36 protein-coding genes and 2 tRNA genes are annotated in these 22665 nt (G+C 34.5%); 2 read left to right on the top strand and 36 right to left on the bottom strand.

Annotated elements, in window-relative coordinates:
• Positions 1-43: 43 nt before the first annotated feature.
• Positions 44-1564 carry an HlyD family type I secretion periplasmic adaptor subunit gene (locus tag NHG98_RS05235; RefSeq protein WP_259245353.1) on the bottom strand — a complete coding sequence of 507 codons (1521 nt, stop codon included), beginning with the start codon at positions 1562-1564 and terminating at the stop codon, positions 44-46.
• Between the two features lie 266 nt (positions 1565-1830).
• Between NHG98_RS05235 and fabG the strand changes: the two genes are divergently transcribed.
• The gene (fabG, locus tag NHG98_RS05230) at positions 1831-2565 is read left to right on the top strand and encodes a 3-oxoacyl-[acyl-carrier-protein] reductase (RefSeq protein ID WP_096616788.1); all 735 of its coding nucleotides are present in this window, start codon (positions 1831-1833) and stop codon (positions 2563-2565) included.
• A 95-nt stretch (positions 2566-2660) separates the two neighbouring features.
• A complete protein-coding gene (locus NHG98_RS05225; protein WP_096616790.1) occupies positions 2661-2996 on the top strand; it encodes a TrbC/VirB2 family protein in 336 nt (111 codons plus the stop codon).
• A gap of 28 nt (positions 2997-3024) precedes the next feature.
• Here NHG98_RS05225 and NHG98_RS05220 read toward each other — a convergent pair whose 3' ends face one another.
• The 35 genes from NHG98_RS05220 to NHG98_RS05050 all read right to left on the bottom strand — a co-directional run bounded on the left by NHG98_RS05220 (position 3025) and on the right by NHG98_RS05050 (position 22660).
• Positions 3025-4305 (bottom strand): M48 family metalloprotease, encoded by a 1281-nt coding sequence (locus tag NHG98_RS05220; RefSeq protein WP_096616792.1) that lies wholly within the window; start codon positions 4303-4305, stop codon positions 3025-3027.
• A gap of 71 nt (positions 4306-4376) precedes the next feature.
• Positions 4377-5021 carry a 3,4-dihydroxy-2-butanone-4-phosphate synthase gene (ribB, locus tag NHG98_RS05215; RefSeq protein ID WP_096616794.1) on the bottom strand — a complete coding sequence of 215 codons (645 nt, stop codon included), beginning with the start codon at positions 5019-5021 and terminating at the stop codon, positions 4377-4379.
• Positions 5022-5027: 6 nt separating this feature from the next.
• On the bottom strand, positions 5028-5522 hold the full coding sequence (gene greA / locus NHG98_RS05210; protein WP_096616796.1) for a transcription elongation factor GreA: 495 nt from the start codon (positions 5520-5522) through the stop codon (positions 5028-5030).
• A 9-nt stretch (positions 5523-5531) separates the two neighbouring features.
• A complete protein-coding gene (gene atpA, locus NHG98_RS05205) occupies positions 5532-7073 on the bottom strand; it encodes a F0F1 ATP synthase subunit alpha (protein ID WP_096616797.1) in 1542 nt (513 codons plus the stop codon).
• On the bottom strand, positions 7070-7630 hold the full coding sequence (gene atpH, locus NHG98_RS05200; protein WP_096616798.1) for an ATP synthase F1 subunit delta: 561 nt from the start codon (positions 7628-7630) through the stop codon (positions 7070-7072). The genes atpA and atpH overlap by 4 nt, the downstream gene beginning before the upstream one ends.
• A gap of 41 nt (positions 7631-7671) precedes the next feature.
• Entirely contained in the window at positions 7672-8022 is a 351-nt protein-coding gene (locus NHG98_RS05195) for a YraN family protein (protein ID WP_096616800.1), read from the bottom strand.
• Between the two features lie 23 nt (positions 8023-8045).
• A complete protein-coding gene (rplQ, locus tag NHG98_RS05190) occupies positions 8046-8474 on the bottom strand; it encodes a 50S ribosomal protein L17 (RefSeq protein ID WP_096616802.1) in 429 nt (142 codons plus the stop codon).
• A gap of 7 nt (positions 8475-8481) precedes the next feature.
• Complete coding sequence (locus tag NHG98_RS05185; RefSeq protein ID WP_096616804.1) at positions 8482-9549, bottom strand: DNA-directed RNA polymerase subunit alpha; 1068 nt, start codon at positions 9547-9549, stop codon at positions 8482-8484.
• Positions 9550-9570: 21 nt separating this feature from the next.
• Entirely contained in the window at positions 9571-9957 is a 387-nt protein-coding gene (rpsK, locus tag NHG98_RS05180) for a 30S ribosomal protein S11 (RefSeq protein ID WP_096616806.1), read from the bottom strand.
• Positions 9958-9978: 21 nt separating this feature from the next.
• Positions 9979-10347, bottom strand: a complete 369-nt coding sequence (rpsM, locus tag NHG98_RS05175; protein ID WP_007550179.1) for a 30S ribosomal protein S13 — start codon at positions 10345-10347, stop codon at positions 9979-9981.
• Positions 10348-10406: 59 nt separating this feature from the next.
• Positions 10407-11048, bottom strand: coding sequence for an adenylate kinase family protein (locus NHG98_RS05170; protein ID WP_096616808.1), 642 nt, complete (start codon positions 11046-11048; stop codon positions 10407-10409).
• Positions 11045-12373 (bottom strand): preprotein translocase subunit SecY, encoded by a 1329-nt coding sequence (gene secY, locus NHG98_RS05165; RefSeq protein WP_096616810.1) that lies wholly within the window; start codon positions 12371-12373, stop codon positions 11045-11047. Before secY ends, NHG98_RS05170 begins: the two co-directional genes overlap by 4 nt.
• Before the next feature lie 3 nt (positions 12374-12376).
• Positions 12377-12847: a 50S ribosomal protein L15 gene (gene rplO / locus NHG98_RS05160; RefSeq protein WP_096616812.1), complete on the bottom strand. Its 471-nt coding sequence runs from the start codon at positions 12845-12847 to the stop codon at positions 12377-12379.
• A 3-nt stretch (positions 12848-12850) separates the two neighbouring features.
• Positions 12851-13363 (bottom strand): 30S ribosomal protein S5, encoded by a 513-nt coding sequence (rpsE, locus tag NHG98_RS05155; RefSeq protein ID WP_096616814.1) that lies wholly within the window; start codon positions 13361-13363, stop codon positions 12851-12853.
• Between the two features lie 14 nt (positions 13364-13377).
• Positions 13378-13749, bottom strand: coding sequence for a 50S ribosomal protein L18 (rplR, locus tag NHG98_RS05150; protein WP_096616816.1), 372 nt, complete (start codon positions 13747-13749; stop codon positions 13378-13380).
• Between the two features lie 5 nt (positions 13750-13754).
• On the bottom strand, positions 13755-14300 hold the full coding sequence (rplF, locus tag NHG98_RS05145; RefSeq protein WP_096616818.1) for a 50S ribosomal protein L6: 546 nt from the start codon (positions 14298-14300) through the stop codon (positions 13755-13757).
• A 16-nt stretch (positions 14301-14316) separates the two neighbouring features.
• Complete coding sequence (gene rpsH / locus NHG98_RS05140) at positions 14317-14712, bottom strand: 30S ribosomal protein S8 (RefSeq protein WP_096616820.1); 396 nt, start codon at positions 14710-14712, stop codon at positions 14317-14319.
• Between the two features lie 22 nt (positions 14713-14734).
• Positions 14735-15043, bottom strand: a complete 309-nt coding sequence (rpsN, locus tag NHG98_RS05135) for a 30S ribosomal protein S14 (protein WP_096616822.1) — start codon at positions 15041-15043, stop codon at positions 14735-14737.
• 16 nt (positions 15044-15059) lie between these two features.
• Positions 15060-15593 carry a 50S ribosomal protein L5 gene (gene rplE, locus NHG98_RS05130; RefSeq protein WP_096616824.1) on the bottom strand — a complete coding sequence of 178 codons (534 nt, stop codon included), beginning with the start codon at positions 15591-15593 and terminating at the stop codon, positions 15060-15062.
• A gap of 6 nt (positions 15594-15599) precedes the next feature.
• Complete coding sequence (gene rplX, locus NHG98_RS05125) at positions 15600-15917, bottom strand: 50S ribosomal protein L24 (protein WP_096616826.1); 318 nt, start codon at positions 15915-15917, stop codon at positions 15600-15602.
• The gene (rplN, locus tag NHG98_RS05120; protein WP_096616828.1) at positions 15917-16276 is read right to left on the bottom strand and encodes a 50S ribosomal protein L14; all 360 of its coding nucleotides are present in this window, start codon (positions 16274-16276) and stop codon (positions 15917-15919) included. The genes rplX and rplN overlap by 1 nt, the downstream gene beginning before the upstream one ends.
• Before the next feature lie 13 nt (positions 16277-16289).
• On the bottom strand, positions 16290-16526 hold the full coding sequence (gene rpsQ / locus NHG98_RS05115; protein ID WP_096616830.1) for a 30S ribosomal protein S17: 237 nt from the start codon (positions 16524-16526) through the stop codon (positions 16290-16292).
• A complete protein-coding gene (gene rpmC, locus NHG98_RS05110) occupies positions 16519-16722 on the bottom strand; it encodes a 50S ribosomal protein L29 (protein WP_096616832.1) in 204 nt (67 codons plus the stop codon). Before rpmC ends, rpsQ begins: the two co-directional genes overlap by 8 nt.
• A gap of 11 nt (positions 16723-16733) precedes the next feature.
• Positions 16734-17147, bottom strand: a complete 414-nt coding sequence (gene rplP, locus NHG98_RS05105; RefSeq protein ID WP_096616834.1) for a 50S ribosomal protein L16 — start codon at positions 17145-17147, stop codon at positions 16734-16736.
• Positions 17148-17158: 11 nt separating this feature from the next.
• Entirely contained in the window at positions 17159-17773 is a 615-nt protein-coding gene (rpsC, locus tag NHG98_RS05100; RefSeq protein WP_096616836.1) for a 30S ribosomal protein S3, read from the bottom strand.
• 39 nt (positions 17774-17812) lie between these two features.
• The gene (gene rplV / locus NHG98_RS05095; protein WP_096616838.1) at positions 17813-18163 is read right to left on the bottom strand and encodes a 50S ribosomal protein L22; all 351 of its coding nucleotides are present in this window, start codon (positions 18161-18163) and stop codon (positions 17813-17815) included.
• A gap of 5 nt (positions 18164-18168) precedes the next feature.
• Positions 18169-18453, bottom strand: a complete 285-nt coding sequence (gene rpsS, locus NHG98_RS05090; RefSeq protein WP_006279181.1) for a 30S ribosomal protein S19 — start codon at positions 18451-18453, stop codon at positions 18169-18171.
• 3 nt (positions 18454-18456) lie between these two features.
• A complete protein-coding gene (gene rplB / locus NHG98_RS05085; protein ID WP_253309089.1) occupies positions 18457-19281 on the bottom strand; it encodes a 50S ribosomal protein L2 in 825 nt (274 codons plus the stop codon).
• A gap of 1 nt (position 19282) precedes the next feature.
• Complete coding sequence (locus NHG98_RS05080) at positions 19283-19570, bottom strand: 50S ribosomal protein L23 (protein WP_096616840.1); 288 nt, start codon at positions 19568-19570, stop codon at positions 19283-19285.
• The gene (gene rplD / locus NHG98_RS05075; RefSeq protein WP_096616842.1) at positions 19567-20181 is read right to left on the bottom strand and encodes a 50S ribosomal protein L4; all 615 of its coding nucleotides are present in this window, start codon (positions 20179-20181) and stop codon (positions 19567-19569) included. The genes NHG98_RS05080 and rplD overlap by 4 nt, the downstream gene beginning before the upstream one ends.
• A gap of 2 nt (positions 20182-20183) precedes the next feature.
• Positions 20184-20906 (bottom strand): 50S ribosomal protein L3, encoded by a 723-nt coding sequence (gene rplC, locus NHG98_RS05070; RefSeq protein WP_096616844.1) that lies wholly within the window; start codon positions 20904-20906, stop codon positions 20184-20186.
• A 9-nt stretch (positions 20907-20915) separates the two neighbouring features.
• Positions 20916-21236: a 30S ribosomal protein S10 gene (rpsJ, locus tag NHG98_RS05065; RefSeq protein ID WP_096616846.1), complete on the bottom strand. Its 321-nt coding sequence runs from the start codon at positions 21234-21236 to the stop codon at positions 20916-20918.
• A 14-nt stretch (positions 21237-21250) separates the two neighbouring features.
• The gene (tuf, locus tag NHG98_RS05060) at positions 21251-22423 is read right to left on the bottom strand and encodes an elongation factor Tu (RefSeq protein WP_096617024.1); all 1173 of its coding nucleotides are present in this window, start codon (positions 22421-22423) and stop codon (positions 21251-21253) included.
• A gap of 79 nt (positions 22424-22502) precedes the next feature.
• Positions 22503-22573 (bottom strand) — tRNA-Gly (locus NHG98_RS05055).
• Positions 22574-22577: 4 nt separating this feature from the next.
• A tRNA-Tyr gene (locus tag NHG98_RS05050) sits at positions 22578-22660 on the bottom strand.
• Positions 22661-22665: the final 5 nt, after the last annotated feature.

The raw sequence follows: 22665 nt of genomic DNA, 5'->3' as shown, positions 1-22665 counted from the left end.
TAAATTTTATTACGGCACTTTCACTACTACTTTAACGAGTGAGCTACCTTTCTATAAAAGACCTATCAACTGTTGCAATTATAGGCGTAAACAAGAATGATAAAAGAGTACGGGATTGAGTAACTATGTACACTTCTGCTGGCATACCAGGGTATAGGTATACATTTTTAAATTGAGCAAGCTCTGACTTTGGTATCACTACACGCACTGAATAATAACGCCCTAGTCTTGGATCATCAAGAGCATCAGGAGAAATATGGCTTACTATACCACTAATTAAACTTAAACGACGTGCACTGTAAGCACTCAGCCGGACTTTAACCTTTAGCCCTTCTAGCCCATCAATAGAGACTATGTTGCTATCTTTCTTTTGTGCTGACAGTACCTCTTCTATGTTTCTAGTTTGAATTTTAGCATCTATTATTAAGTCATCATCCGATGGCACTACGCTCATGATTGGAACTCCAGATTGTATAACACCACCTTCAGTATGGTATCTTATATCTGTGACTATCCCATCTTGAGGCGATTTAATTATTGTACGTGCTAATGAATCTTCAGCAACCATCAGCCTCTCTTTCAAGTCTGCAATAGACGTACTAACTTCCTTAAGTTCAGCGTTTGCTCTTTCTTGAGAATCATTTCTCACGTTTATAATTTCTAATTCGTTCTCTCCAATTTTTTGCTGCGCTTGAGATATTGCAGAACGGTAATGTCCAACTCTGCCTTCAATTTCAGCAAACTGTTTTTCTAAAGCTAAAATGTGTGGTTTGCTTATATGACCACTATCAAGTAATTGTCTTTTTGTTTCCAACTCCTCAGTTATCAAGTCATATTGCTTATGAGCTGCATTTAGTTGAAAGTTTAGCCCCGCTAATTCATCATTTAACTGCTTTATACGTTGTTGCAGTATGTCTGTTTTTCCCAATATGCTCTTTCTCTGAGAGTTGAATAACTTTACTTGATTCTTTATCACTTTATTTACAAGTTCATCGTGAGATAATTTTTTAACCTCATCAGGAAACTCGAGCGTGTCTAAATCTCCTCTGATTGCAATAAGCCTTGCTTCTGTTGCTAAAAATGATAAGAGCTTCTCTTTGATAATACTTAAATTCGCCTTCTCGTTAACATCAATCAACAAAACTAGAGGCTCATCTTTTTTAACTGCTTGGCTCTCTTTGACTAAAATTTTGCTTATTATTCCTCCGCCCAAGTGTTGAACTATTTTTCTATTTGAAGATACAATAACTTCTCCACTTGCATGCACCGCACCGTCAATTGGAGCTATAGCCGACCAAATACCACCTATCCCAAAAAAGATGAGTATTACTACCAGACCAAAAAATAGTGGTCCCCATGTTACTCTCAGAACTTCATTTACGTTATTACTTTCGCGTTTTAAAATAAAATTTATCACCGCATCAATCAATGCAAACGTCTTATCCAAAAATTTTGGGTACTTCTTCTTTTTATTTCTTGCTCCTTGCATATTTATATTATCACTATGGCCAATCAGGCCTGTCAAAGAAAATCCAGCGCTAAGCTTTTTCAACTTACTTATCATAATACTACTGTGAATTTGTGTTAACTCAAGATAACACACAAAAACAAAGAATCTATAATTTAGGCATTCCATTTAGACTGCAGAGCACCAGAATAAACTATTTAGTAACAATTCCTGCATCAACTATGTTTTTAAAATTTTTTGACGTTTAACTTTATTATAACTTTTCCTTTATTTTGTGAATACCTGAGTTACTTATATTATGTAAGAAATCTATTGCCAACCAGTCAATATTCTGTTAGGAATTAAGATGATATAAAGTTATTATGTTTAAATTGGAAAGCAGAAAGTTCCTGATTACTGGCGCATCAGGCGGAATAGGGCAAGCAATTGTAAAAATTATGCACAAAGCCAGAGCAACTTTATGTATTTCTGGCACAAAAAAAGAAGTGCTCGAAGAAGTTGCTAAACAATATGAAAAAAATATGCATATACTCCCTTGTGACTTATCAAACGCTGAGGAAGTAAATCAACTAGTAAATAGAGCAAGTGAGTTGATGGAAGGCTTTGACGGGCTTGTATGCAATGCGGGCATTACGCGAGACAGTTTATTATTGAGGATGACAGATGAAGCATGGCAAAAAGTAATTGATATTAACTTGAGCTCTACATTTAAGCTGAGTAGAGAAGCATGTAAGAGACTAATTAAGAATAATTGGGGAAGAATTATAAATATTTCCTCAATAATAGGGCTGACAGGAAACGCCGGGCAAGCAAATTATGCAGCGTCTAAAGCTGGAATAATAGCTATGAGCAAATCTATAGCAAAAGAAGTTGCAAGTCGTAATATAACAGTAAATTGTATTGCTCCTGGGTTTATAGATACTAAAATGACTGAAGTTTTAAATGAAGGACAAAAGGGAAAAATATTAGATAATATTCCAATGAAAAGAATGGGAACAGGGGAAGAAATAGCAGCAGGGGTCTTATTTTTAGCAAGTGATGAAGCAAAATATATAACAGGGCATGTGCTTAACATTAATGGTGGGTTATTTATGTAGCAACACTTATGTATGGACAAATTATAATTTTTACTTTAAAATAAAAATATGTGTAGGTTTGCGTTTGCGTTAATTTATTATTTAAAGGCAAGAAAATGAGCTCTATAATAAAAAGATTTTTTAGTGTTTTTTGTGTAGTATTACTTTTCTCTTTCTCAGGTTATGCAGCTACCACTGATCCTGATATGGATGACACAACTAAAGTAATATGCAATATTATTGGTTACGTTTGGGGAATAGGCGGTCCACTTATGACGGTAGTAATAATCGGTGCAGCTTTGCTTGCAATATTTGGCAGGATGCCGTGGCCAGCCCTCTTTGCTCTAGGCATGTTCTGTGGTGTATTTTTTGGTGCTAAAACTATCATAATGAAAATTATGCCCAACGTAAGTAATGAAGCAAAAGCTATGTTAGAAAAGTGTGGAAAATAATCCATAAAAGTACGGAAATGCTTTTTTGTTATCCATTAAATCGCTTCATATCTTCAACTTGCAACAAATAAGGGCTATCTTTTGGTAAAGTTTTAACAGCTAGCTCAGCATATTTTGTAAATTGCTTTAAGTCACCTTCAATACAAGCCTTTTTTGTTAAGGCAAAATAATGCATTGCCGTATCAGCTTCACATTTATATGCAATGCTTAAATATTTCCAGACAAAAGCGTTATTTGGTTCTACATTCAAAATCTGCTCCAGGTAAAAAATCGCCTTTTTTGCATCACCGTGTAATAATAAAGTATGAGATAATGCAAGTTTCACTAAATAACTGTTTTTCTCAGATAAATACCTAAGCGATTCCTCATACATTTTTATTGCTTCACTTAAATTTCCGGCCTTGTATAGCATTTCTGCTTTTAATTCATATAGGTATGGGTCATTGCGTGATTCTTGAATCAATGAATTAACTTTAGCAATAGCCTCTTCTATCTTTCCTTGCCTATAGCAAACTATAGCATTTACATACTCAGAATTATTTTCATATTTATTAGATAACACATGAATAGGAGCAAAGAAAGAGTCTAGCTTTGCAACCACACGCTCAAACTTTAGTAACTTATCCGCAAAAATTGGTTTTACGTTGTTTTTGACCTTATAATTTCGTACAGCAAATATGCGTTTCTCACTAAGTGGGTGAGTGCGGAAATATTCCTCGGTGTTCTCATGCTCAATACTTTTAAAATAATCAAAAATCTCTTTCATACCTGAATTATCATAGCCAGATTCATCAAGGTACCTTAAAGCATAGCTATCTGCTACACTTTCTTGCTCTTGAGAATAGTTAAAAAATAGCCTTGAGCTGAGTGCTACACCACTAAGCAAAATTGCACCAGCAACCTGAGGGTTAATGATAATACTAGAAACTAATCCTACCATATAACTAATCATTGCTATCGATTGAAAATAACCCATAGCACTACTCATTTGCAATATATGACCAGCAGATATGTGAGCAATCTCATGTGCTAATATACCAAGCAGGACATAAGGTTTAGCCGAGTATTGTAAAAGTCCTAAATGAATGAAAATACTGTTATTGTTAATTACAAAAGCATTAATCGAATTATCATTAATTATAAAAACTTTCATTCGGTCACTATCAATGTTTGCAGCAAAAAATAAAGGTTGCGCTAGCTCTTTCACTATTGCTTCCACTTCACTATCTCTAATAATGTTAATAGAGTAAGCATTATTATAATATGCAAAAAAGAACAATAAGGTCAAAAACTTAGCAATTCTAAACATGGAAATTCTGTGCTTGCATAATTTATAGGAATTCTATATTTTAACACTTAAATTATACAAATTTATAAACGCTAGTTTAATTTTTTAACGTAACTAATAAGTTTGTCGATGGTAGTTAACTTAATTTTATGTTGTTCAGCAAATTTAAGTAACTGAGGTAAGCGCATCATAGAGCCATCATCATTCACTAATTCACAAATAACTGCTGAATGATCAAACCCTACTAACTTCGCCATTTCAACACTCGCTTCAGTATGACCAGCACGTTGTGCCACCCCACCTTTATGTGCAATTACAGGAAAAACATGACCTGGAGTTATGATGTCATCCTGAGTGCCATCCTTGTTGATAGCAGCATGTATAGTTTTCGTTCTATCCTCTGCTGAAACACCGGTTGTAATACCATAACGTGCATCAATTGATGTAGTAAATGCGGTATGATTTTCACCAATATTTTTCTTTTCCATGAAATTAAGGCCCAACCTCTTCATGTGAAATTTAGTCATTGCTAAGCACACAACCCCTGTACCGTATCTAACCATAAAAGCCACATGTTCTGGTTTTACTTTTTCAGCTAAGACAACCAAATCACCTTCATTTTCTCTACTTTCATCATCAACTAAAATGAATAATTTACCGGAACGAGCATCCTCTAATACATCTTCCATAGAAGAAATACCGGGTAGACTCATTGAAGCATAAGTGGCCTGTACCATAATAATTTACTTAAATTCAATCTTAGCTATTTTATACAATTTCTCTCCATTTGGCACTGTCACTTCCACATACTCACCTACTTTTTTGCCGATTAAGGCACTCCCGAGTGGTGAACTAGTAGATATTAACTGCTTTGAAACATCAGCTTCATATTCGCCTACAACCTTATAAACATATTCCACTTCACCGTTATTATCACTTAACATGCTTAATGTCACAGTTGCACCAAACATTACTAAATCACCAGACAAATTTTTTACTTCTATTACTTCCGCATGTGAGAGCTTACTTTCTATCTCCATTATACGGCCTTCAATAAAACCTAACCTTTCCCGTGCTGCATGATACTCTGCGTTTTCAGACAAATCACCTTGATCACGAGCATCAGAAATAGCCTGTATCACAGAAGGTTTTTCTTCCTTTAATTTTTCAAGTTCGGCTTGCATATTCTCAAAACCTTCCCTCGTCATAGGAAATTTATTAATAATGGATGAAGCCATAATCACCGCCTAAATGCAATTAAATTGAGTAACGAAATTACTCACAATGTTAAAAATATCATCTTTTATATCATCTCTCATGTCATTTGACAACTTTTTTAAAACCCCAGGGTGTACAGTATGAAAATAATTAATAAGATCATGTTCAAATTTATTAATGTAACTTATTTGTATTTTACTTAACTGATTATATAGGTTAGAAAAAATATACATCAGCACTACTTGCTCTTCTATTGACATAGGTAAATGTTGTTTTTGCTTTAATAACTCGACAAGATATTTACCCTTATTCAAGGATAATTGAACACTAGCATCAAGATCAGAACCAAATTTTGCAAAATCTTCTAATTCCCTATACTGAGCTAAGCTTAGCTTTATAGAACTAGCAACTTTCTTCACAGACTTTAGTTGTGCAGCAGAACCAACCCGTGAAACTGACAAACCTATATTTACTGCAGGTCGAAATCCTTTATAAAATAATTCAGACTCAAGAAAGATCTGCCCATCGGTAATTGAAATAACATTTGTTGGCACATATGCAGATACATCACCAGCTTGAGTTTCGACAATTGGCAAAGCAGTTAAAGACCCCTGCCCTTTTTTATCAGACATTTTAGCAGCTCTTTCAAGCAAACGAGAATGTACATAGAATATATCCCCAGGGTAAGCTTCACGACCAGGAGGACGTCTGAGCAATAAAGACATCTGCCTGTATGCCACAGCATGCTTAGATAAATCATCATATATAATCAAACAATGCATTCCATTGTCACGGAAAAATTCCCCAATAGTGCAACCAGCATAAGGTGCTAAAAATTGCATAGGCGCGCAGTCAGATGCACTAGCCACAACTACAGTTGTATACTCTAATGCTCCGCTTTCTTTCAGCTTATTTACCACTTTTGCTACTGTTGAAATTTTTTGTCCAATAGCAACATAAACACAGTAGATTTTTTGATTTTCGTTTACCTCATCGTTAATCTTCTTCTGATTGATAATAGTATCAAGCGCAATAGTAGTTTTACCAATTTGTCTATCGCCAATAATTAATTCACGCTGCCCTCTACCTATTGGAATTAGCAAATCTATAATTTTAATTCCTGTTTGCAGTGGCTCATGCACAGACTTACGATCAATAATGCCTGGGGCTTTAGATTCTATATCCATTCTGTTTTTGGCTCTAATTTCCCCACCGTTGTCTATAGGATGGCCCAACGCATTTACAACTCTCCCTAACAATTCATGCCCTACAGGCACCTGCACAACATCACCACTACATTTTACAACGTCCCCTTCTTTCACATCACGGTCACTACCAAGCACAACTATTCCAGCCGTATCATGATCTAAATCAAGAACTATTCCTTCTACACCGCTTGCAAAAAATACCTTTTCACCGAATTTTGCTTTTTCCAGTCCATAAACCAATGCAATACCATCTGTTACTGAAATTACTTCACCTATATTTTCCCGCTTTATAGGATTATCAAACGTCTCAACTTTTTCCCTTATTACACTTGCTATCTCAGAAACATTCATACTGTTCTTCATACAAAATTCCTTACTTTTAATATTTCCATTTTACTTAAGTCAACTAACCTATCCAAGTAACTTTTTAGCGAAGCATCGATCAAATTAAAACCATACCTAACTACGAAGCCACCTAGTATAGAAGGGTCAACCACATTGCTTACTTTTATTATTTTACCAAGAAAGCTCAAAGATTCAGTAATTATTTTTATATCAGATTCCTTTAAAGCTTCTGCTGACTTTATAGTAATTTCGAATTCATTTTCATTTTCTTTTGCAAGACTTAAGAATTTTTCTAATATAAGGATCAATAAACTAGAGCGTTTGTTTGCAAATATAACCATAATAAATTTTACTAAATTTTCACTCAAGTGCTCATTTATAGAAAGCATCACTTCTTTTTTGTGTGCAAAAGAAATCATAGGATGAGATAGGTACACAAAAATATCATGTTGATCCTTAAAAAAAGCCAATAAAAATTCTACTTCTTTCCTTATAATACCTAACCTGCTTTCTGAGACATGAAATAGCACTCTAGCGTAAGATGAAACTAAATTATTGTATTGGGTCTTTTTCATATTAAATCCAGTAAATCTAAATTAATTCAGCTACAAATCTTTCATTCTTCAATCCAAGCATTTTTTATATAAACAGGTCTTCTCTTTAAGGAAAGAAAATATAAATCATATCTGACTGAATAATCTAAAAAACTAAGGTTTTTACTTAAGAAATACTTAGAAGAATTTATAATAGACTGACATTGAAGATGAGATATCGGTATTTCTTTTCCAAGTAAACTTGTTTTAACTTCTATAAAAATCAGCTCCTTTTTTTTAGATACAATTAAGTCAATTTCACCGAACTTACAATGGTAACGGCGTTTTATAACATTATACCATTTCAGTTTTAAATATACTAAAACTAATAACTCGCCAAAGTAACCTACAAAGTAGCGTAACCTACTTACCACAAGAAGAACAATTATGACAACAATTAACTTTGTGTAACTACTTTGCCTCCTTCTTTATTTTTACTATAAACCTTACCTCTTGCTGCAATATCCCTATCAACCAGTTCTATCACTGCCATTGAAGCGCAATCACCCTTTCGAGTGCTAAATTTTATTATTCTAGAATACCCACCTTTACGATCTTGATAACGGCTGGCTAAGACGTTTAATAACTTATCAACTGCTAACTTACTATTATGAAGGCGTGAAAGCAAAAGTCTTCTACCATGTAAAGTATTCTTATTCTTAGCAATTGTAATAAACTTTTCGACATATGGACGAAGTTCCTTAGCTTTTGGTAAAGTAGTTACAATCTGCTCATGGTTAATTAATGAGACAGATAGATTCTTTAACGTCGATAATCTATGTTCAGTGCAACGAGATAGTTTACGTTTTTTTATTCCATGTTTCATATATCACCTAATCTTCATCAGTATGTTGTTTAGCCAACTCATCTATATCCTTAGGCGGCCAGTTTAGCACATTCATACCCAAAGACAAACCAAAATTAGCCAAAACTGCCTTAATCTCATTCAAAGACTTCCTGCCAAAATTAGCAGTTCTTAACATTTCACCTTCTGTCTTTTGCACAAGATCACCTATATAAGTGATGTTTTCGTTTTTCAGACAGTTATGAGACCTGACAGATAATTCCATTTCATCTACCTTACGCAATAAGACAGGATCATAACCCAAATCTTTAGCACCACTAGACGAAGAAACCTGCGATTTTTTATAACTTACATCAGAACTAATAAAGGGCTGAAGTTGCTCCTGTAATATTCTTGCAGCAGAATCAACAGCTTGACTCGGAGAGATTGTACCATCAGTTTCAATTGACAATATCAGCTTATCCTTATCAGTCACTTGGCCAACACGACTATTCTCTACCCTGCATGAAACCCTGTTGACAGGGCTATACAAAGCATTAACTGGAATAAAACCAATTAAATCCTGTTCACTCATAAGCTTCAAAAGTTCATTTTCTTTATACTTAGTTACAGGAAGATAACCTTTTCCGCTAGCCACATATATGGTCATGTTAAGCTCTACATTTTGCCCCAGCGTACATATTAACAAATCTTTATTAATAATAGAGCATTGATCATCAGTTTCTATCATCCCAGCTACTACCTGGCAAGGCCCTTTAGCGTTTAAATTTAAGCATTTATTAGAAGCACCATTTAATTTACACCTCAACATGCCCATATTTAATACTATATCAGTTACATCTTCTCTTACCCCTTGAATTGAAGTAAACTCATGAGTTATACCTTCAATTTTCATTCCATAAACAGCACTACCTTTAAGAGAAGATAACATTACACGTCTTAATGCATTACCTAATGTTAAAGCAAAACCACTTTCCAACGGTTCTAGGATTATATCACTTTTTTCACTTGAATCATCTGATATTACCTTAACTGAACTAGGTTTAATCAATTTATCTAAATTGCTACAGAGAGAAACATCATTATTATAATACATAAAACAACCTTTTCAAATATCCTATACTCTTCTTTTTTTTCTTAACCTGCACCCATTATGAGGAATTGCGGTTTTATCTGCAATTGAAGTCACAGTCAACCCACAGCTCTGAAGTGCTTTAACCGCAGCTTCGGTACCAAAGCCAGGACCACGAATTATTACAGAGACAACCTTCATACCAAATCTCTCCATTGCATTCTTCGCAGCAGCCTCCGCAGCCTTACCTGCAGCATAAGGTGTTGATTTTCTCGAACCTGAAAAACCACATGCACCCACAGAAGTTTGACATAGCGTATTACCATGAACATCAGTTACATTTGCAAAAGTATTATTAAAAGTTGCACGAATATGAACAACACCAGTAATAAACTCCTTTGTACTCTTACCAACCGTTTTGACTTTTTTCATTAAAACTCACAATAATAAATTTTATTTTTTCCCAGCAATAGGCAACCGAGATCTACCTTTACGAGTCTTAGCATTAGTATGAGTCCTTTGCCCTCTCACAGGTAAACCTTTTCTATGTCTCACTCCTCTATAGCATCCCATTTCCACTAAAGATTTTATGTTCATAGCCACTTCTTTTCTGAGCTCACCTTCTATAACATAATTTTGTCTAATGAAACTGCTGATCTTTTCTATATCTTCATCTCGTAATTCTGAAACACGTTTGCGCTTATCAACTTCGCAAGCGTGACAAATTACATTCGCAGTAGCAATACCTATACCATATATATAAGTTAATGCAAAAGGAACACATTTCCTCACTGGAATATTTATGCCTGCAATACGTGCCACTGGTACCTCGATACTTTATTAATAACAACTCTTAATTTATACCATAAAACAACTCAGAGTCAAACCAAATTACAAGAAATTTTACTTTCAATCTCTTGCGTTACCTCATCAACACTTAAATTAGCGTCAATTGTTAATAATTTGCCTTTATAATACTCGCGTAAACCTTTCATTTGAAGGTGATATTCACTTATTCTCTTATTAATTACAGACATATCAGCATCATCAATTCTTTTCTCTAACCTCGTACTTTTACATTTAGCACAAGTAGTACTCTTAAAAGAAGATACACTATATATGCTTTTACAGTCCAAACACGCGAGACGATTTTTTAATCTATCGATTGCAATATTATCGTCAAGCTGCAGCTCAATTACAATATCAACATCCCTATTATATTTTTCTTGCAAAACTTGAGTCAAAAAATGAGCCTGGTTTAAATTTCTCGGAAAACCATCTAATAAGCAATTATCATCCATTAATGCAAGCTGGTCACGCAATAATCCACATATAATTCCATCTTGAATTAAATTACCAGATTCCACGGTACCCTTTATTTTTTTACCTAACTCACTGCCATCAGATATAATATTCCTTAATAAATCCCCCACTGAAATTAATTTAAAATTATATTTTGCTATTAACAAGCTTGACTGAGTACCTTTACCAGAACCTGGAGGACCAAAAATCGTAATGATCATCTTACTTTCCTCGTTTTAGACTCATATTTCTTTATCCAGCTATCGTACCTATTCGAAAAAATATAAGATTGTATTTGCATAATAGTATCAGTAATAACGTTCACTATAATCAGTAAACTCGTCCCACCAAAAATAAATGGTATATCATAATAATATCTCATAATTTCAGGTACAGTACATATGACTACCAAATACGCAGAGCCAATGAATGTCAACTTAAAAACTATATCTTGAAGGTAATCAGAAGTATGTTTCCCAGGCCTTCTACCAGGTATAAAACCACCATTTTTTTTAAGAAAATCTGCGTTTTCCTCTGGATTAAATATAAAATTGGTATAGAAAAAATTAAAAAATACTATCAGCACCAAATAGGCTACAATATATACTACTTTATTTGCCATAAAGTAATTTAAAATAAAATCAGAAAAAGCGTGCCCCTTATAGAAATTTGCAATTGAAATAGGTGTCAATAAAATTGCATTAGCAAAAATGGTTGGTACTACACCAGATAAATTAATCTTCAATGGAATATAAGTAAAATCGTCATTATGTAATCTTTTAAATTGCTTTTTAGGATGTTGAACAATAACCTTTCTATAAGAAGACTCTACAAAAATGACTAAGACTAGCAGCAAAAAAAACAATACCAAAACAAAAAGGATAATAAATAACGATACGCTACCGTTTTTATTTAACGTTAACAGAGATGACAAAGCGCTGTGTAACTCTGATATTATGCCCGTGAAAATGATCAATGAGATACCATTGCCTATACCGCTAGCACTGATTCGTTCACCAAGCCATATTAAAAGCATAGTTCCACCTAAAAGGCTGAAAACACCTATTATACGAAACATAACACCAGGTTCGATTACAACCAATACCCCTTCCCTATTCATCCCTTCCAATCCAACCAAAATTGGAATTGATTGAAACACACAAATTACTATGGTCAGATAGCGTATATAAGAATTCATCTTTCTACGGCCTGATTCTCCATCATTCTTAACTTCCTTCATTCCTTTAATGGCAGAAGAAAGCAACTGAATAATGATAGAAGCCATTATATATGGCATAACGTTTAATGCTAGAATTGTCATTCTAGCTAATGCACCACCAGAAAATAAATTAAATACTCCAAAAACACCTGAGCCCTCTTTGGGAAATATATCATTAATTATATCAAGATTAATTCCAGGAATAGGCACATAAGTACCCAAGCGATAGCAAATTAAAGCTATTAGCGTAAAAAATATACGTTTTAATAAATGTCCTTTATATAACAACGTAGGATCCAAGCTATTAAATGCGGATTTATTGCCCATGATTTACGATAGTATTTCCACACTACCACCAACTGAAGCTACAGATTTTTTTGCAGCTTCTGACGCAAAATCAACATGAAACACAAATTTTTCGCTCAACTTACCTTTATTAAGAAGTTTAATTTTATCCTTAATAGACTTTATAAAACCTAATCTATACAGCCTCTCCTTATCTATAACAGAGTCTTTCACTATTTTTTTAGCTTCCATTAAGCGCTGTATATCGCCAACATTAATTATAGAGTATATGTTCCTACGTATAGGCTTAAAACCTCTTTTAGGCAAACGAGTATATATAGACTGTTGTCCACCCTCAAAACCATTTATGGAAACTCCACTTCTAGCCTTCTGCCCTTTATGCCCTCTACCGGATGTTTTACCTTTACCACAACCGATACCTCTACCCAGCAACTTAGGCTTCTTTTTCTTAGATAACTTAGTAAATATAGAGTTTAATTTTACAGCATTATTCATACTTTACCTGTTTCCAACTATCTCGCTAATCTTTTTGCCTCTTTTGCTTGCTACCTGACGAGGAGATAACATGCTATCAAAAGCCTTAAATACCGCACATATAACGTTATGAGGATTATTTGATCTAGTGGATTTAGCTACCACATCCTTTATACCTAACACCTCAAAAACTGATCTAATCGCTCCACCAGCAATAATACCTGTTCCAGCTCTTGCGGTTCTTAAAACTATCTCACCAGAACAAAATTTAGCTTTAATATCATGATGCAAAGTTCTACCTTCACGCAAGTACACTCTAATCATCGATTTCTTTGCAGCATTTACAGCTTTGTCTCTTGCTTCAGCAACTTCTGCGTGCTTACCTATTCCACATCCTACTCTACCCTTTTCGTCGCCAACAACAACCAAAATTGAAAATGAAAATCTTCTACCACCTTTGGTAACCGTTGTCACCCTTCGTACCGAGACTAAAAGCTCTGATAAATCATTATTATTTTGTAAATTCTTTATAGCCATATATTCAAAACCTTCTAAAATTCAAATCCAGAACTTCTTAAAGCCTCAGCAAATTGAGAAACTAACCCTGTATATTTATACGCTCCACGATCAAACGTAAGCTGCTGCTCTAATCTCATGCCAGACAGACGCTCAACCACTAAAGAAGAAACCTGTTTTATAGTTTCAGCGTTGACTTTCCCTTTAAATATATCCTTAATTTTAGCATCCAAAGTAGAAGCCGAAGTGAGAGTTACTCCTTTTACATCATTAATTAACTGGACATAAAAATGCCTATTAGATTTAAATATGGATATACGTAAACGTTCAGCGCTCTTATAAAGCTTTGCTCTATTACGTAACTTCCTTTTTTCAGAATTACTTAAAAAATTATACGATCTTTTCATTTTAATTACTTCTTTTTACTTACAACCTTACGCAGCATAAATTTGCCTTTTATTACAACACCCTTACCTTTATAAGGATCGTACTTCCTAATCCTGCATATATCGGATGCCACCATATAGACTTTTTGCTTATCCATACCACTCACTACTAAATGAGTTGGCTTTATGCACTTAATCTCAACATCTTTAGGCACTTTATATTTAACATTATGGCTATAACCAAGATACAAAGTCAAATACTTACCATCATACTCTGCCTTATACCCCACACCGTTAATCTCAAGATTAACAGAAAAACCATCAACCATGCCGTTAATGATATTATTAATATTACTCCTATAAGTGCCCCACATAGGCTTTATTTCATCATAATCATCTTTATCTTGATCCACAGAAAGGAGTAGCTGATTATCAACAATTCGGCACACAACATCACTGATTAAGCTAACTTCTTTTTCAGCCTTAGCGCTCTTTATTAACATCCTACCATTATTATATTCAACTGAAACACCAGCAGGAATATTGATAGGAGCAGCACCTATACGAGACATGAATTTCTCCTATTATTTAAAACACACGACACAAAACTTCTCCACCAACCTTTAACTTATGTGCATTATAATCAGTCATCACTCCTTTGGGTGTCGATATAATAAAAATACCAAGACCATTATATGCTTTAGAAATGTCCTTATACTTAGAATAACAACGACAACCAGGCTTTGACACCCTAACTATGTCACTAATTACAGGTAACTTCTCATAATACTTCAATTTTACAATGAAAGAAGGTAAATTACCTACAACTTGCTTTTCATAATCAAGGATATACCCTTCCTCTTTTAAAATCTCCAATATAGAAGAATTCATCTTAGAAAATAATACCCTTGTTGTTCTATGCATTGCCAATTGAGCATTACGTATCCTTGTTAAAAAATCACCAATACTATCAGATAACGCCACAATATACTCCTTATAGTTATATTTACCAACTAGACTTTGTAACTCCTGGAACTTGCCCAAAAGAACATAAATCACGCAAAATAATTCTACATAAACCAAATTTTCTATATACTCCTCTTGGTCTCCCAGTTAAAGCACACCTATTTCTAATTTTGGTTTTAGAAGAATTTCTAGGCAATTTTTTAATTAATTTATTTTGAGCTGTAAACCTTTCTACAATAGATAAATTCTTATCATTTATTATAGATTTCAATTTCTCTCTTTTTTCTTTATATTGATCGCACAGCTTTATTCTGCGAAGATTTCTTTCTATCATAGATTTTTTTGCCATATATTTCTCCTCTCAATTAATCAAAAAAAGGAAATTTAAGAGCCAGTAATAATTCCTTTGCTTCCTTATCACTAACTGCACTTGTTATAATATTAATATCCATACCTCTAATTTTACTTATTTTATCATAGTCTATTTCTAAAAACGAGATATGTTCCTTTATACCAAAGGAAAAATTACCATTACCGTCAAATTGCTTCACACTAAATCCTCTAAAATCTTTTTCCCTTGGCAAAGCAATATATATCAATCTTTCTAAAAACTCATACATTTTATCTCTACGCAAAGTTACTTTGCAACCTACTGTAGCACCTTTTCTGATCTTGAAGCCAGAAATAGATTTTTTTGCAAAAGTTGATAAAGGCTTCTGCCCAGCAATCGAATATAGGCTATCAAGTGGTTCATTTATTGCTTTACTATCTGTAGCAGCATCTCCAACGCCCATATTGATACACACCTTGACAAGTTTAGGCACTTGCATTATATTGCCGTAATTAAACTTATCCTTTAAGGACTTTGCTATGCTATCTTTATACAATTCTTTAAACATATCAACCTAATCTATCACTTCTCCAGAAACTTTTGCAAAACGCACTTTTCTACCGTCTATAACCTTAAACCCCACTCTAGTTGGAGTTTTATATTTAGGGTCCAATGTTGCAACGTTGGATATATCAATAGCTAACTCTTTATTTAATATACCACCACTACTACCAGCTTTTGGTTTAGTGTGTCTCTTATGTACATTTACCCCAGAAACAATTATTTTCTTTTTAGCATCACATGCCACAACTTTAATCACTTTACCAATTTTTCCCTTATCTCTACCAGTTAAAACTATAACGTCGTCACCACTTTTTATTTTAGCACTCATTATAAAACCTCAACAGCTAATGACATTATCTTCATAAAAGAACCAGATGATAACTTTTTTACCGGACCAAATACCCGAGTGCCAAGTGGTTCACCTTGATCGTTAATCAAAACTACAGCATTGCTAGAAAAACGAATTACAGAACCATCAGATTTTCTAATAGGGCTTTTCACCCTCACCACAACTGCTCTATATACTTTTCCCTTCTCAACCTTTCCTCTTGGAATAATAGATTTAGTAGATACAATAACTGTGTCACCTATAGATGCAGACTTTCTACCACCCAATAAACCAATACAAAGCACTGCACGCGCACCGGAATTATCAGCTACTTCCAACAATGTATTTTTTTGAATCATATAAATATCCTATTCAATGTGAGCTATTAACAACAACCCATTTTTTAGTAGTAGAAATAGGCTTGTGTTCTTGTATTAAAACCTTATCCCCTTCTTTACAACTATTATTCTTATCATGTGCTGTATACTTCTTGTATTTTTTTATAACCTTTTTATATAGCTCATCCTTATACACTTGTAATACCGAAACCTTTACAGTCTTATCACACTTAGCCTTAGTTACAGTACCACAAAAAACCTTTTTAGGCATTCTTTTCCTCTCTTCTTCTTTTATTTAATGTAGTTAGAATACGAGCTATGCTCTTTCTTATTAAGCTAAAACGCGAAATATTGTTGCACTGCCCCAACTTCTTTTGAAAAACCAAATTAACAAACTCTTTTCTCAAACTCACAAGAATTTCATGCAATTCTTGTGAAGACCTTAATTCAATGTCAGCTATATCCATTGCAACTCCATTTAATTATGATTAGATACAAATTTACACTTCATAGGAAGCTTAGCGGTTGCCTTTTCAAGCGCCAATCTTGCTAAATGCATGGGAACATCACTGCTAATTTCAAACAACATTCTACCGGGCTTAGCTTTAAACACCCAAAATTCAACACTACCTTTTCCCTTACCCATACGTACATCCGCTGGCTTTTTACTAACAGGAGTGTCAGGAAAAATCCTTATCCAGACTTTACCAGAACGTTTTAAAGTTCTAGATATTACACGCCTTGCAGTTTCAATATGTTTAGATTGAATCCTACCAGCTTCTATAGCCTTTAGACCATAATCTCCAAAAGATAGCGTACTACCACCTTTCGTGTTACCCTTAATTCGTCCTTTAAATACTTTTTTATATTTACTTTTTTTGGGAACAAACATCTCAATATACCTTAATTACCAATATAAACCCAAACCTTAACTCCTATAATACCATATATAGTTTTTGCTTCACAAAAAGCATAATCTATATTAGCACGTAAAGTATGTAAAGGCAAACGACCTTCTTTATACCATTCAGTACGAGCTATCTCAGCTCCGCCAAGGCGCCCAGAACAACTTACTTTAATACCTCTAGCACCCATCCTTAAACAACTTTGAATAGCTTTTTTCATCGCTCTTCTAAATGAACCCCTTTTTTCTAACTGCTGCGCAATGCTGTTTGATATTAAAGTTGCATCTATTTCAGACCTTTTAACTCCTACTACATTCACTTCCACATTATTTTTTACTTTTTCAGCTATTTTTTGCTTTATCTTCTCAATATCTGAGCCTTTCTTACCTATTATCACTCCAGGTCTAGAAGAATGTATTATTACAGACACCAAATCAATCGTACGCTCTATAATTACTTTAGAAACACCAGCATGCTTAAAAGATTCATTGATATAACTGCGAATAGATAAATCTTGATGCAACCCTTGTTTATAACCCTTCTCAGCATACCAAACAGATGACCAAGTATTAATTATTTTTAACCTAAATCCTTTAGGATTAACGTTTCCCATACTTTTGCACTTTCCTTATTAATTTTCTATTTTTATGAATCATATAATTTCCCCCAATTTTACAGTTATATTACTATAACGTTTACTAACTCTATTAGCTCTACCCATAGCTTTTGGACACACCCTGCGCAAAGTAAGAGACTTACCTATTGAAATTTCTTTTATATATAAATTATCGATATCCAATCCATAATTATATTGAGCATTAGCAATCGCAGAATTTAATACCTTCCTTATAAGACCCGCAGCCTTCTTTTCACAAAATCTTAATTGCACAGTGGCAAAAGAAACTTTTTTATTACGTACTAAACCAGCAACCAAATTCAATTTACGAGGAGTTGATTTTAAAACCCTAGAACCAGCTTTAACTATTACATCTCTGTTTTTCATATCAATTACCTTCTTGTCGCCTTTTTATCACCACTATGCCCAGTAAATTTACGAGTGGGCGAAAATTCACCAAACTTATGACCTATCATATTCTGATCATTAACATTAACAGGAATGTAATCCTTACCATTATAAACAGCAAACTTTAAACCTAAACAATTAGGAAGAATTACAGAAGCCCTGGAATGAACTTTTATAGCCATGTTAACAAACCCCTTGTTTAAAGCATTATTCACCGACTTTAATATAGAAGGATGACAAAAAGGAGGCTTCCACGCAGATCTACTCATAAACTAACCTTTCAATTGTTTTATATACTTATCACTAGATTTATTTTTCCTCCGAGTTTTCTTTCCTTTTGTTGCAACACCCCAAGGAGTAACAGGATGACGACCACCAGAGGTTTTTCCTTCCCCACCTCCATGAGGATGGTCAACCGGATTCATTGCAACCCCACGCACAGTAGGTCTAATTCCAAGCCACCTACTTCTTCCAGCTTTACCCAGCTTTCTATTCTTATGATCAGGGTTAGATACTACACCAATAGTAGCCTTGCAAGAAGATAAAATCAACCTAATTTGACCAGACCTAAGTCGTAATAAAACATATTGGCCATCACGACCAACGATTTGTGCATAACAACCAGCAGCTCTAGCAATCGCAGCACCATTACCTGGCTTCAGCTCAACATTATGAACGAAAGAACCAACAGGTATATACTTGAGTAGCAAACAATTACCTGGCAAAATATCAGCATCATTTCCAGCTGTAACAATATCACCAGGTTTCATACCTTGAGGAGCTAATATATAAGATTTAATATCATCTTCCTTATATGATATTAACGCTAAAAACCCACTTCTATTTGGATCATACTCTATTTTTTCAACTATACCCTGACCACTTCTATTACGCTTAAAATCTATAACTCTATACTTCTTTTTGTGACCACCACCCCTATGACGAGTTGTAATCCTACCATAATTATTTCTTCCACCACTGGACTTTTTACCGGATGTAAGAGACTTTTCTGGCTCATCTTTTGATAAACCAACTTTACTTACTAACACAGTCCCACGAGAAGACGGAGTAACAGGATTAAAAAATTTCATACCCATATTAAACGCTCATTATATCTAATTTTTGACCATCTATCAAAGAAAAATAAACTTTCTTTTTCTGTTTTTCACAACCAATCACACCCCTGAAACGCCTATATTTAGGCTTAATTCTAACAACATTTATAGAAGAAATTTTAACATCAAATAGAGACTCTATTGCCAACTTTATTTGACGCTTATTTACATTTATAAAAACATACAAAGAATATTTATTAAACTTCTCCCTTAAAAAAGAGGCCTTTTCTGTAATTATAGGAGATTTTATTATATTATTATATTTGATCATAACAATCTACCTTCAAGATGCTTTAAAGTATCCTTTGTCAACATTACACATTCGTGATTCAATATATCAAAAACATTTAACCCAATAGGTTTGATTAAGTCTACATAATGCAAGTTTCTAACAACACGCAACAAATCATCTCCATAATCACCAACTATCAAAAAGGAGGAAAATTTAAAATTTTTAATACATTTACACATTTCAGACGTTTTCTTCACATCAATATTTAAATTATCCAGAATAATTACTTGATTATTTAAATACTTTAAAGATAAAGCAATTTTTAAACCAAATTTGCGTACCTTCTTATTAAGAGAATAACTATGACTCCTCACAACAGGGCCAAAAATAACCCCACCACCTCTAAATTGAGGAGATCGCAAGCTCCCTTGTCTTGCCCTACCGGTACGTTTTTGACCATAAGGCTTAGCTGTTGTACCAGAGACATCACTGATACCTTTTGTTTTATGAGTACCAGCTCTTCTCTTCGCTAATTGCCATCTCACTATATCATGCAAAACACTCAATTTTTGCTTAGCAGAAAATATCAAAGGATTGAGCTGAGCAGTACCTACATTATTATTAGATAGATTAACTAAATTACATTCCATAACTAACTTACCAAATTACTAGCATCATCATTTACATCTAGAAGTAACCCTACCGGAAAAGGAACATCTTTATGTAAAGGTTTTTTAACTGCATCTCTTACAAAAACATAGGAATTTTTAAACCCAGGAACATTATTACCCTTCACAGCAATTATACTATTTTCATAATCAATGGATAATATCTTCATATTTTGTACAGTTATTCTGCTGTTACCTAAATGACCAGCCATTTTCTTTCCTTTGAATACTCTACCAGGATCCTGACATTGACCAGTGGAACCTTGTGATCTGTGAGCAATAGAAACACCATGAGATGCCCTAAGACCACTGAAGTTATGCCGCTTCATCACACCAGCAAATCCTTTACCTATAGAATAACCTGTAATATCAAGATATTGACCAACCACAAAATGATTGATTCCCACTTTTTTACCACATTCTATTCCCGACAGGTCATTTAATCTACTTTCGTATAACTTACACTTATTATTTACACCCTTTTTCTTTAAATATTCCAACTGAGGTTTTGCTATATTTTTAAAATCTCCTGTGCCTAAAATGACTGAATTATAGCCACATTTATCTTGTCCTTTTATATCAACAATATGAGTTTCGCTGAGATGCAATAAAGTTACAGCCATGCGTCTATTGTCAGAGTATATAGCAGTATGACCAATATTCGTCATTAATAAACCAATTCTCCTCAGTGAATTTACTCTCTTCATTTCCTTCTCCTAAACCTTAACTTCCTTGACTTTTAAATCCACTTCTACGCCAGCAGAAAAAGATAAACCTGTAAGCATCTGCATCATAGTAGGAGTAAGATCATGTAAAACAATCAAACGCCTAGAAGTCCTCATTTCAAACTGTTCACGAGATTTTTTATCAACGTGAGGAGATCTATTAACAATAAATTTAGAATCTTTTCTTGGCAACGCAATCGGACCAGATAATTTTGCATTGGACCGCTTTAATTCATCAACAAATTTTCGAACACACTCCTCCAACAAAGAACAATCGAAAGCCTTAATGTTAATATATATATCTTGCTTCATCTTAGTTACTACACTCACTCCAAAATTTCAGAAACAACACCAGAACCAACAGTTCTACCGCCTTCTCTTATCGCAAAACGCAATCCCTTATCCATTGCTATCGGTACTTGCAATTCTACTTCTACACTCACATTATCTCCTGGCATTACCATCTCCTTCCCTTCTAGCAATTTTATGCTCCCAGTTACATCCGTTGTCCTTAAATAAAACTGTGGCTGGTAATTCGCAAAAAATGGTGTATGCCTTCCTCCTTCCTCTTTCTTTAATATATAAACCTCCGCCCTAAACTTTCTATGCGGCGTTATCGTCCCCGGTTTTGCTAATACTTGCCCTCTCTCCACTTCTTCTCTTTTTGTTCCTCTGAGCAATATTCCTACATTGAGTCCTGCACTCCCCTTATCTAGCAACTTCTTAAACATTTCTACACCTGTGCATATCGTCTTTTGCGTCGCTTTCAGACCTATTATCTCTATCTCTTCTCCCGTCTTTATCTCCCCCTTCTCTATCCTTCCTGTTACCACCGTTCCTCGCCCCGATATCGAAAATACATCCTCGATTGGCAATAAAAATGGTAAATCCACAGGCCTTGGTGGAACTGCCACATATTCATCTAACTTTTCCATCAATTTATCTATTGATTTCTTTCCATATTCGCTGCTGTCATCCTCCAGCGCTTTCAATGCAGACCCCACTACCACAGGCACTTCATCCCCTGGAAATCCGTATTTATTCAGCAATTCCCTCACTTCCATCTCTACCAAATCTATCATATCAGCATCAGCAACATCAGCTTTATTTATATACACCACGATATATCCAACACCTACCTGCTTCGCTAGCAATATATGCTCTCTCGTTTGTGGCATTGGCCCATCAACCCCCGACACTACCAATATTGCCGCATCCATCTGTGCTGCACCTACTATCATGTTCTTTACATAGTCAGCATGTCCAGGACAATCAACGTGTGCATAATGCCTTTTTTCCGTCTGATACTCAACATGCGCTGTTGCTATCGTTATCCCCCTTTTCCTTTCTTCTGGCGCCTTATCTATCTGATCGTACGCTACAAAATTTCCATAATGCTTTGTTATCGCCGCTGTTAACGTCGTCTTCCCATGATCCACATGTCCTATTGTTCCCACATTTACATGCGGCTTTCCAAATGCTTCCACTACTGCTGTCATAATTTAAACTTTTCTACCTAAAATACAAATACATCAATAAATAGTATGTTGATTTTATAAAAATACAACAAAAAAAAAGAGCGGATAGTGGGAATCGAACCCACGTCACTAGCTTGGAAGGCTAGAGCTCTACCATTGAGCTATACCCGCACAATGGAGGAGGTAGGATTCGAACCTACGTACGCTCACGCGGACAGATTTACAGTCTGTTACCTTTAACCACTCGGTCACTCCTCCACAAA

This window comes from Wolbachia endosymbiont of Aedes albopictus (assembly GCF_024804185.1).
GTDB classification, from domain to species: domain Bacteria; phylum Pseudomonadota; class Alphaproteobacteria; order Rickettsiales; family Anaplasmataceae; genus Wolbachia; species Wolbachia pipientis_B.
Note: the sequence above shows the minus strand (reverse complement) of the source record. Positions and strands in the feature narration are given on the sequence as shown.

Bases quoted from the DNA above. Each gene is read 5' to 3' on its own strand.
- NHG98_RS05235 (WP_259245353.1), bottom strand. From the start codon at position 1,564: ATGATAAGTAAGTTGAAAAAGCTTAGCGCTGGATTTTCTTTGACAGGC.
- fabG (WP_096616788.1), top strand. From the start codon at position 1,831: ATGTTTAAATTGGAAAGCAGAAAGTTCCTGATTACTGGCGCATCAGGC.
- NHG98_RS05225 (WP_096616790.1), top strand. From the start codon at position 2,661: ATGAGCTCTATAATAAAAAGATTTTTTAGTGTTTTTTGTGTAGTATTA.
- NHG98_RS05220 (WP_096616792.1), bottom strand. From the start codon at position 4,305: ATGTTTAGAATTGCTAAGTTTTTGACCTTATTGTTCTTTTTTGCATAT.
- ribB (WP_096616794.1), bottom strand. From the start codon at position 5,021: ATGGTACAGGCCACTTATGCTTCAATGAGTCTACCCGGTATTTCTTCT.
- greA (WP_096616796.1), bottom strand. From the start codon at position 5,522: ATGGCTTCATCCATTATTAATAAATTTCCTATGACGAGGGAAGGTTTT.
- atpA (WP_096616797.1), bottom strand. From the start codon at position 7,073: ATGAAGAACAGTATGAATGTTTCTGAGATAGCAAGTGTAATAAGGGAA.
- atpH (WP_096616798.1), bottom strand. From the start codon at position 7,630: ATGAAAAAGACCCAATACAATAATTTAGTTTCATCTTACGCTAGAGTG.
- rplQ (WP_096616802.1), bottom strand. From the start codon at position 8,474: ATGAAACATGGAATAAAAAAACGTAAACTATCTCGTTGCACTGAACAT.
- NHG98_RS05185 (WP_096616804.1), bottom strand. From the start codon at position 9,549: ATGTATTATAATAATGATGTTTCTCTCTGTAGCAATTTAGATAAATTG.
- rpsK (WP_096616806.1), bottom strand. From the start codon at position 9,957: ATGAAAAAAGTCAAAACGGTTGGTAAGAGTACAAAGGAGTTTATTACT.
- NHG98_RS05170 (WP_096616808.1), bottom strand. From the start codon at position 11,048: ATGATCATTACGATTTTTGGTCCTCCAGGTTCTGGTAAAGGTACTCAG.
- secY (WP_096616810.1), bottom strand. From the start codon at position 12,373: ATGGGCAATAAATCCGCATTTAATAGCTTGGATCCTACGTTGTTATAT.
- rplO (WP_096616812.1), bottom strand. From the start codon at position 12,847: ATGAATAATGCTGTAAAATTAAACTCTATATTTACTAAGTTATCTAAG.
- rpsE (WP_096616814.1), bottom strand. From the start codon at position 13,363: ATGGCTATAAAGAATTTACAAAATAATAATGATTTATCAGAGCTTTTA.
- rplR (WP_096616816.1), bottom strand. From the start codon at position 13,749: ATGAAAAGATCGTATAATTTTTTAAGTAATTCTGAAAAAAGGAAGTTA.
- rplF (WP_096616818.1), bottom strand. From the start codon at position 14,300: ATGTCTCGTATAGGTGCTGCTCCTATCAATATTCCTGCTGGTGTTTCA.
- rpsN (WP_096616822.1), bottom strand. From the start codon at position 15,043: ATGGCAAAAAAATCTATGATAGAAAGAAATCTTCGCAGAATAAAGCTG.
- rplE (WP_096616824.1), bottom strand. From the start codon at position 15,593: ATGTTTAAAGAATTGTATAAAGATAGCATAGCAAAGTCCTTAAAGGAT.
- rplX (WP_096616826.1), bottom strand. From the start codon at position 15,917: ATGAGTGCTAAAATAAAAAGTGGTGACGACGTTATAGTTTTAACTGGT.
- rplN (WP_096616828.1), bottom strand. From the start codon at position 16,276: ATGATTCAAAAAAATACATTGTTGGAAGTAGCTGATAATTCCGGTGCG.
- rpsQ (WP_096616830.1), bottom strand. From the start codon at position 16,526: ATGCCTAAAAAGGTTTTTTGTGGTACTGTAACTAAGGCTAAGTGTGAT.
- rpmC (WP_096616832.1), bottom strand. From the start codon at position 16,722: ATGGATATAGCTGACATTGAATTAAGGTCTTCACAAGAATTGCATGAA.
- rplP (WP_096616834.1), bottom strand. From the start codon at position 17,147: ATGTTTGTTCCCAAAAAAAGTAAATATAAAAAAGTATTTAAAGGACGA.
- rpsC (WP_096616836.1), bottom strand. From the start codon at position 17,773: ATGGGAAACGTTAATCCTAAAGGATTTAGGTTAAAAATAATTAATACT.
- rplV (WP_096616838.1), bottom strand. From the start codon at position 18,163: ATGAAAAACAGAGATGTAATAGTTAAAGCTGGTTCTAGGGTTTTAAAA.
- rpsS (WP_006279181.1), bottom strand. From the start codon at position 18,453: ATGAGTAGATCTGCGTGGAAGCCTCCTTTTTGTCATCCTTCTATATTA.
- rplB (WP_253309089.1), bottom strand. From the start codon at position 19,281: ATGGGTATGAAATTTTTTAATCCTGTTACTCCGTCTTCTCGTGGGACT.
- NHG98_RS05080 (WP_096616840.1), bottom strand. From the start codon at position 19,570: ATGATCAAATATAATAATATAATAAAATCTCCTATAATTACAGAAAAG.
- rplD (WP_096616842.1), bottom strand. From the start codon at position 20,181: ATGGAATGTAATTTAGTTAATCTATCTAATAATAATGTAGGTACTGCT.
- rplC (WP_096616844.1), bottom strand. From the start codon at position 20,906: ATGAAGAGAGTAAATTCACTGAGGAGAATTGGTTTATTAATGACGAAT.
- rpsJ (WP_096616846.1), bottom strand. From the start codon at position 21,236: ATGAAGCAAGATATATATATTAACATTAAGGCTTTCGATTGTTCTTTG.
- tuf (WP_096617024.1), bottom strand. From the start codon at position 22,423: ATGACAGCAGTAGTGGAAGCATTTGGAAAGCCGCATGTAAATGTGGGA.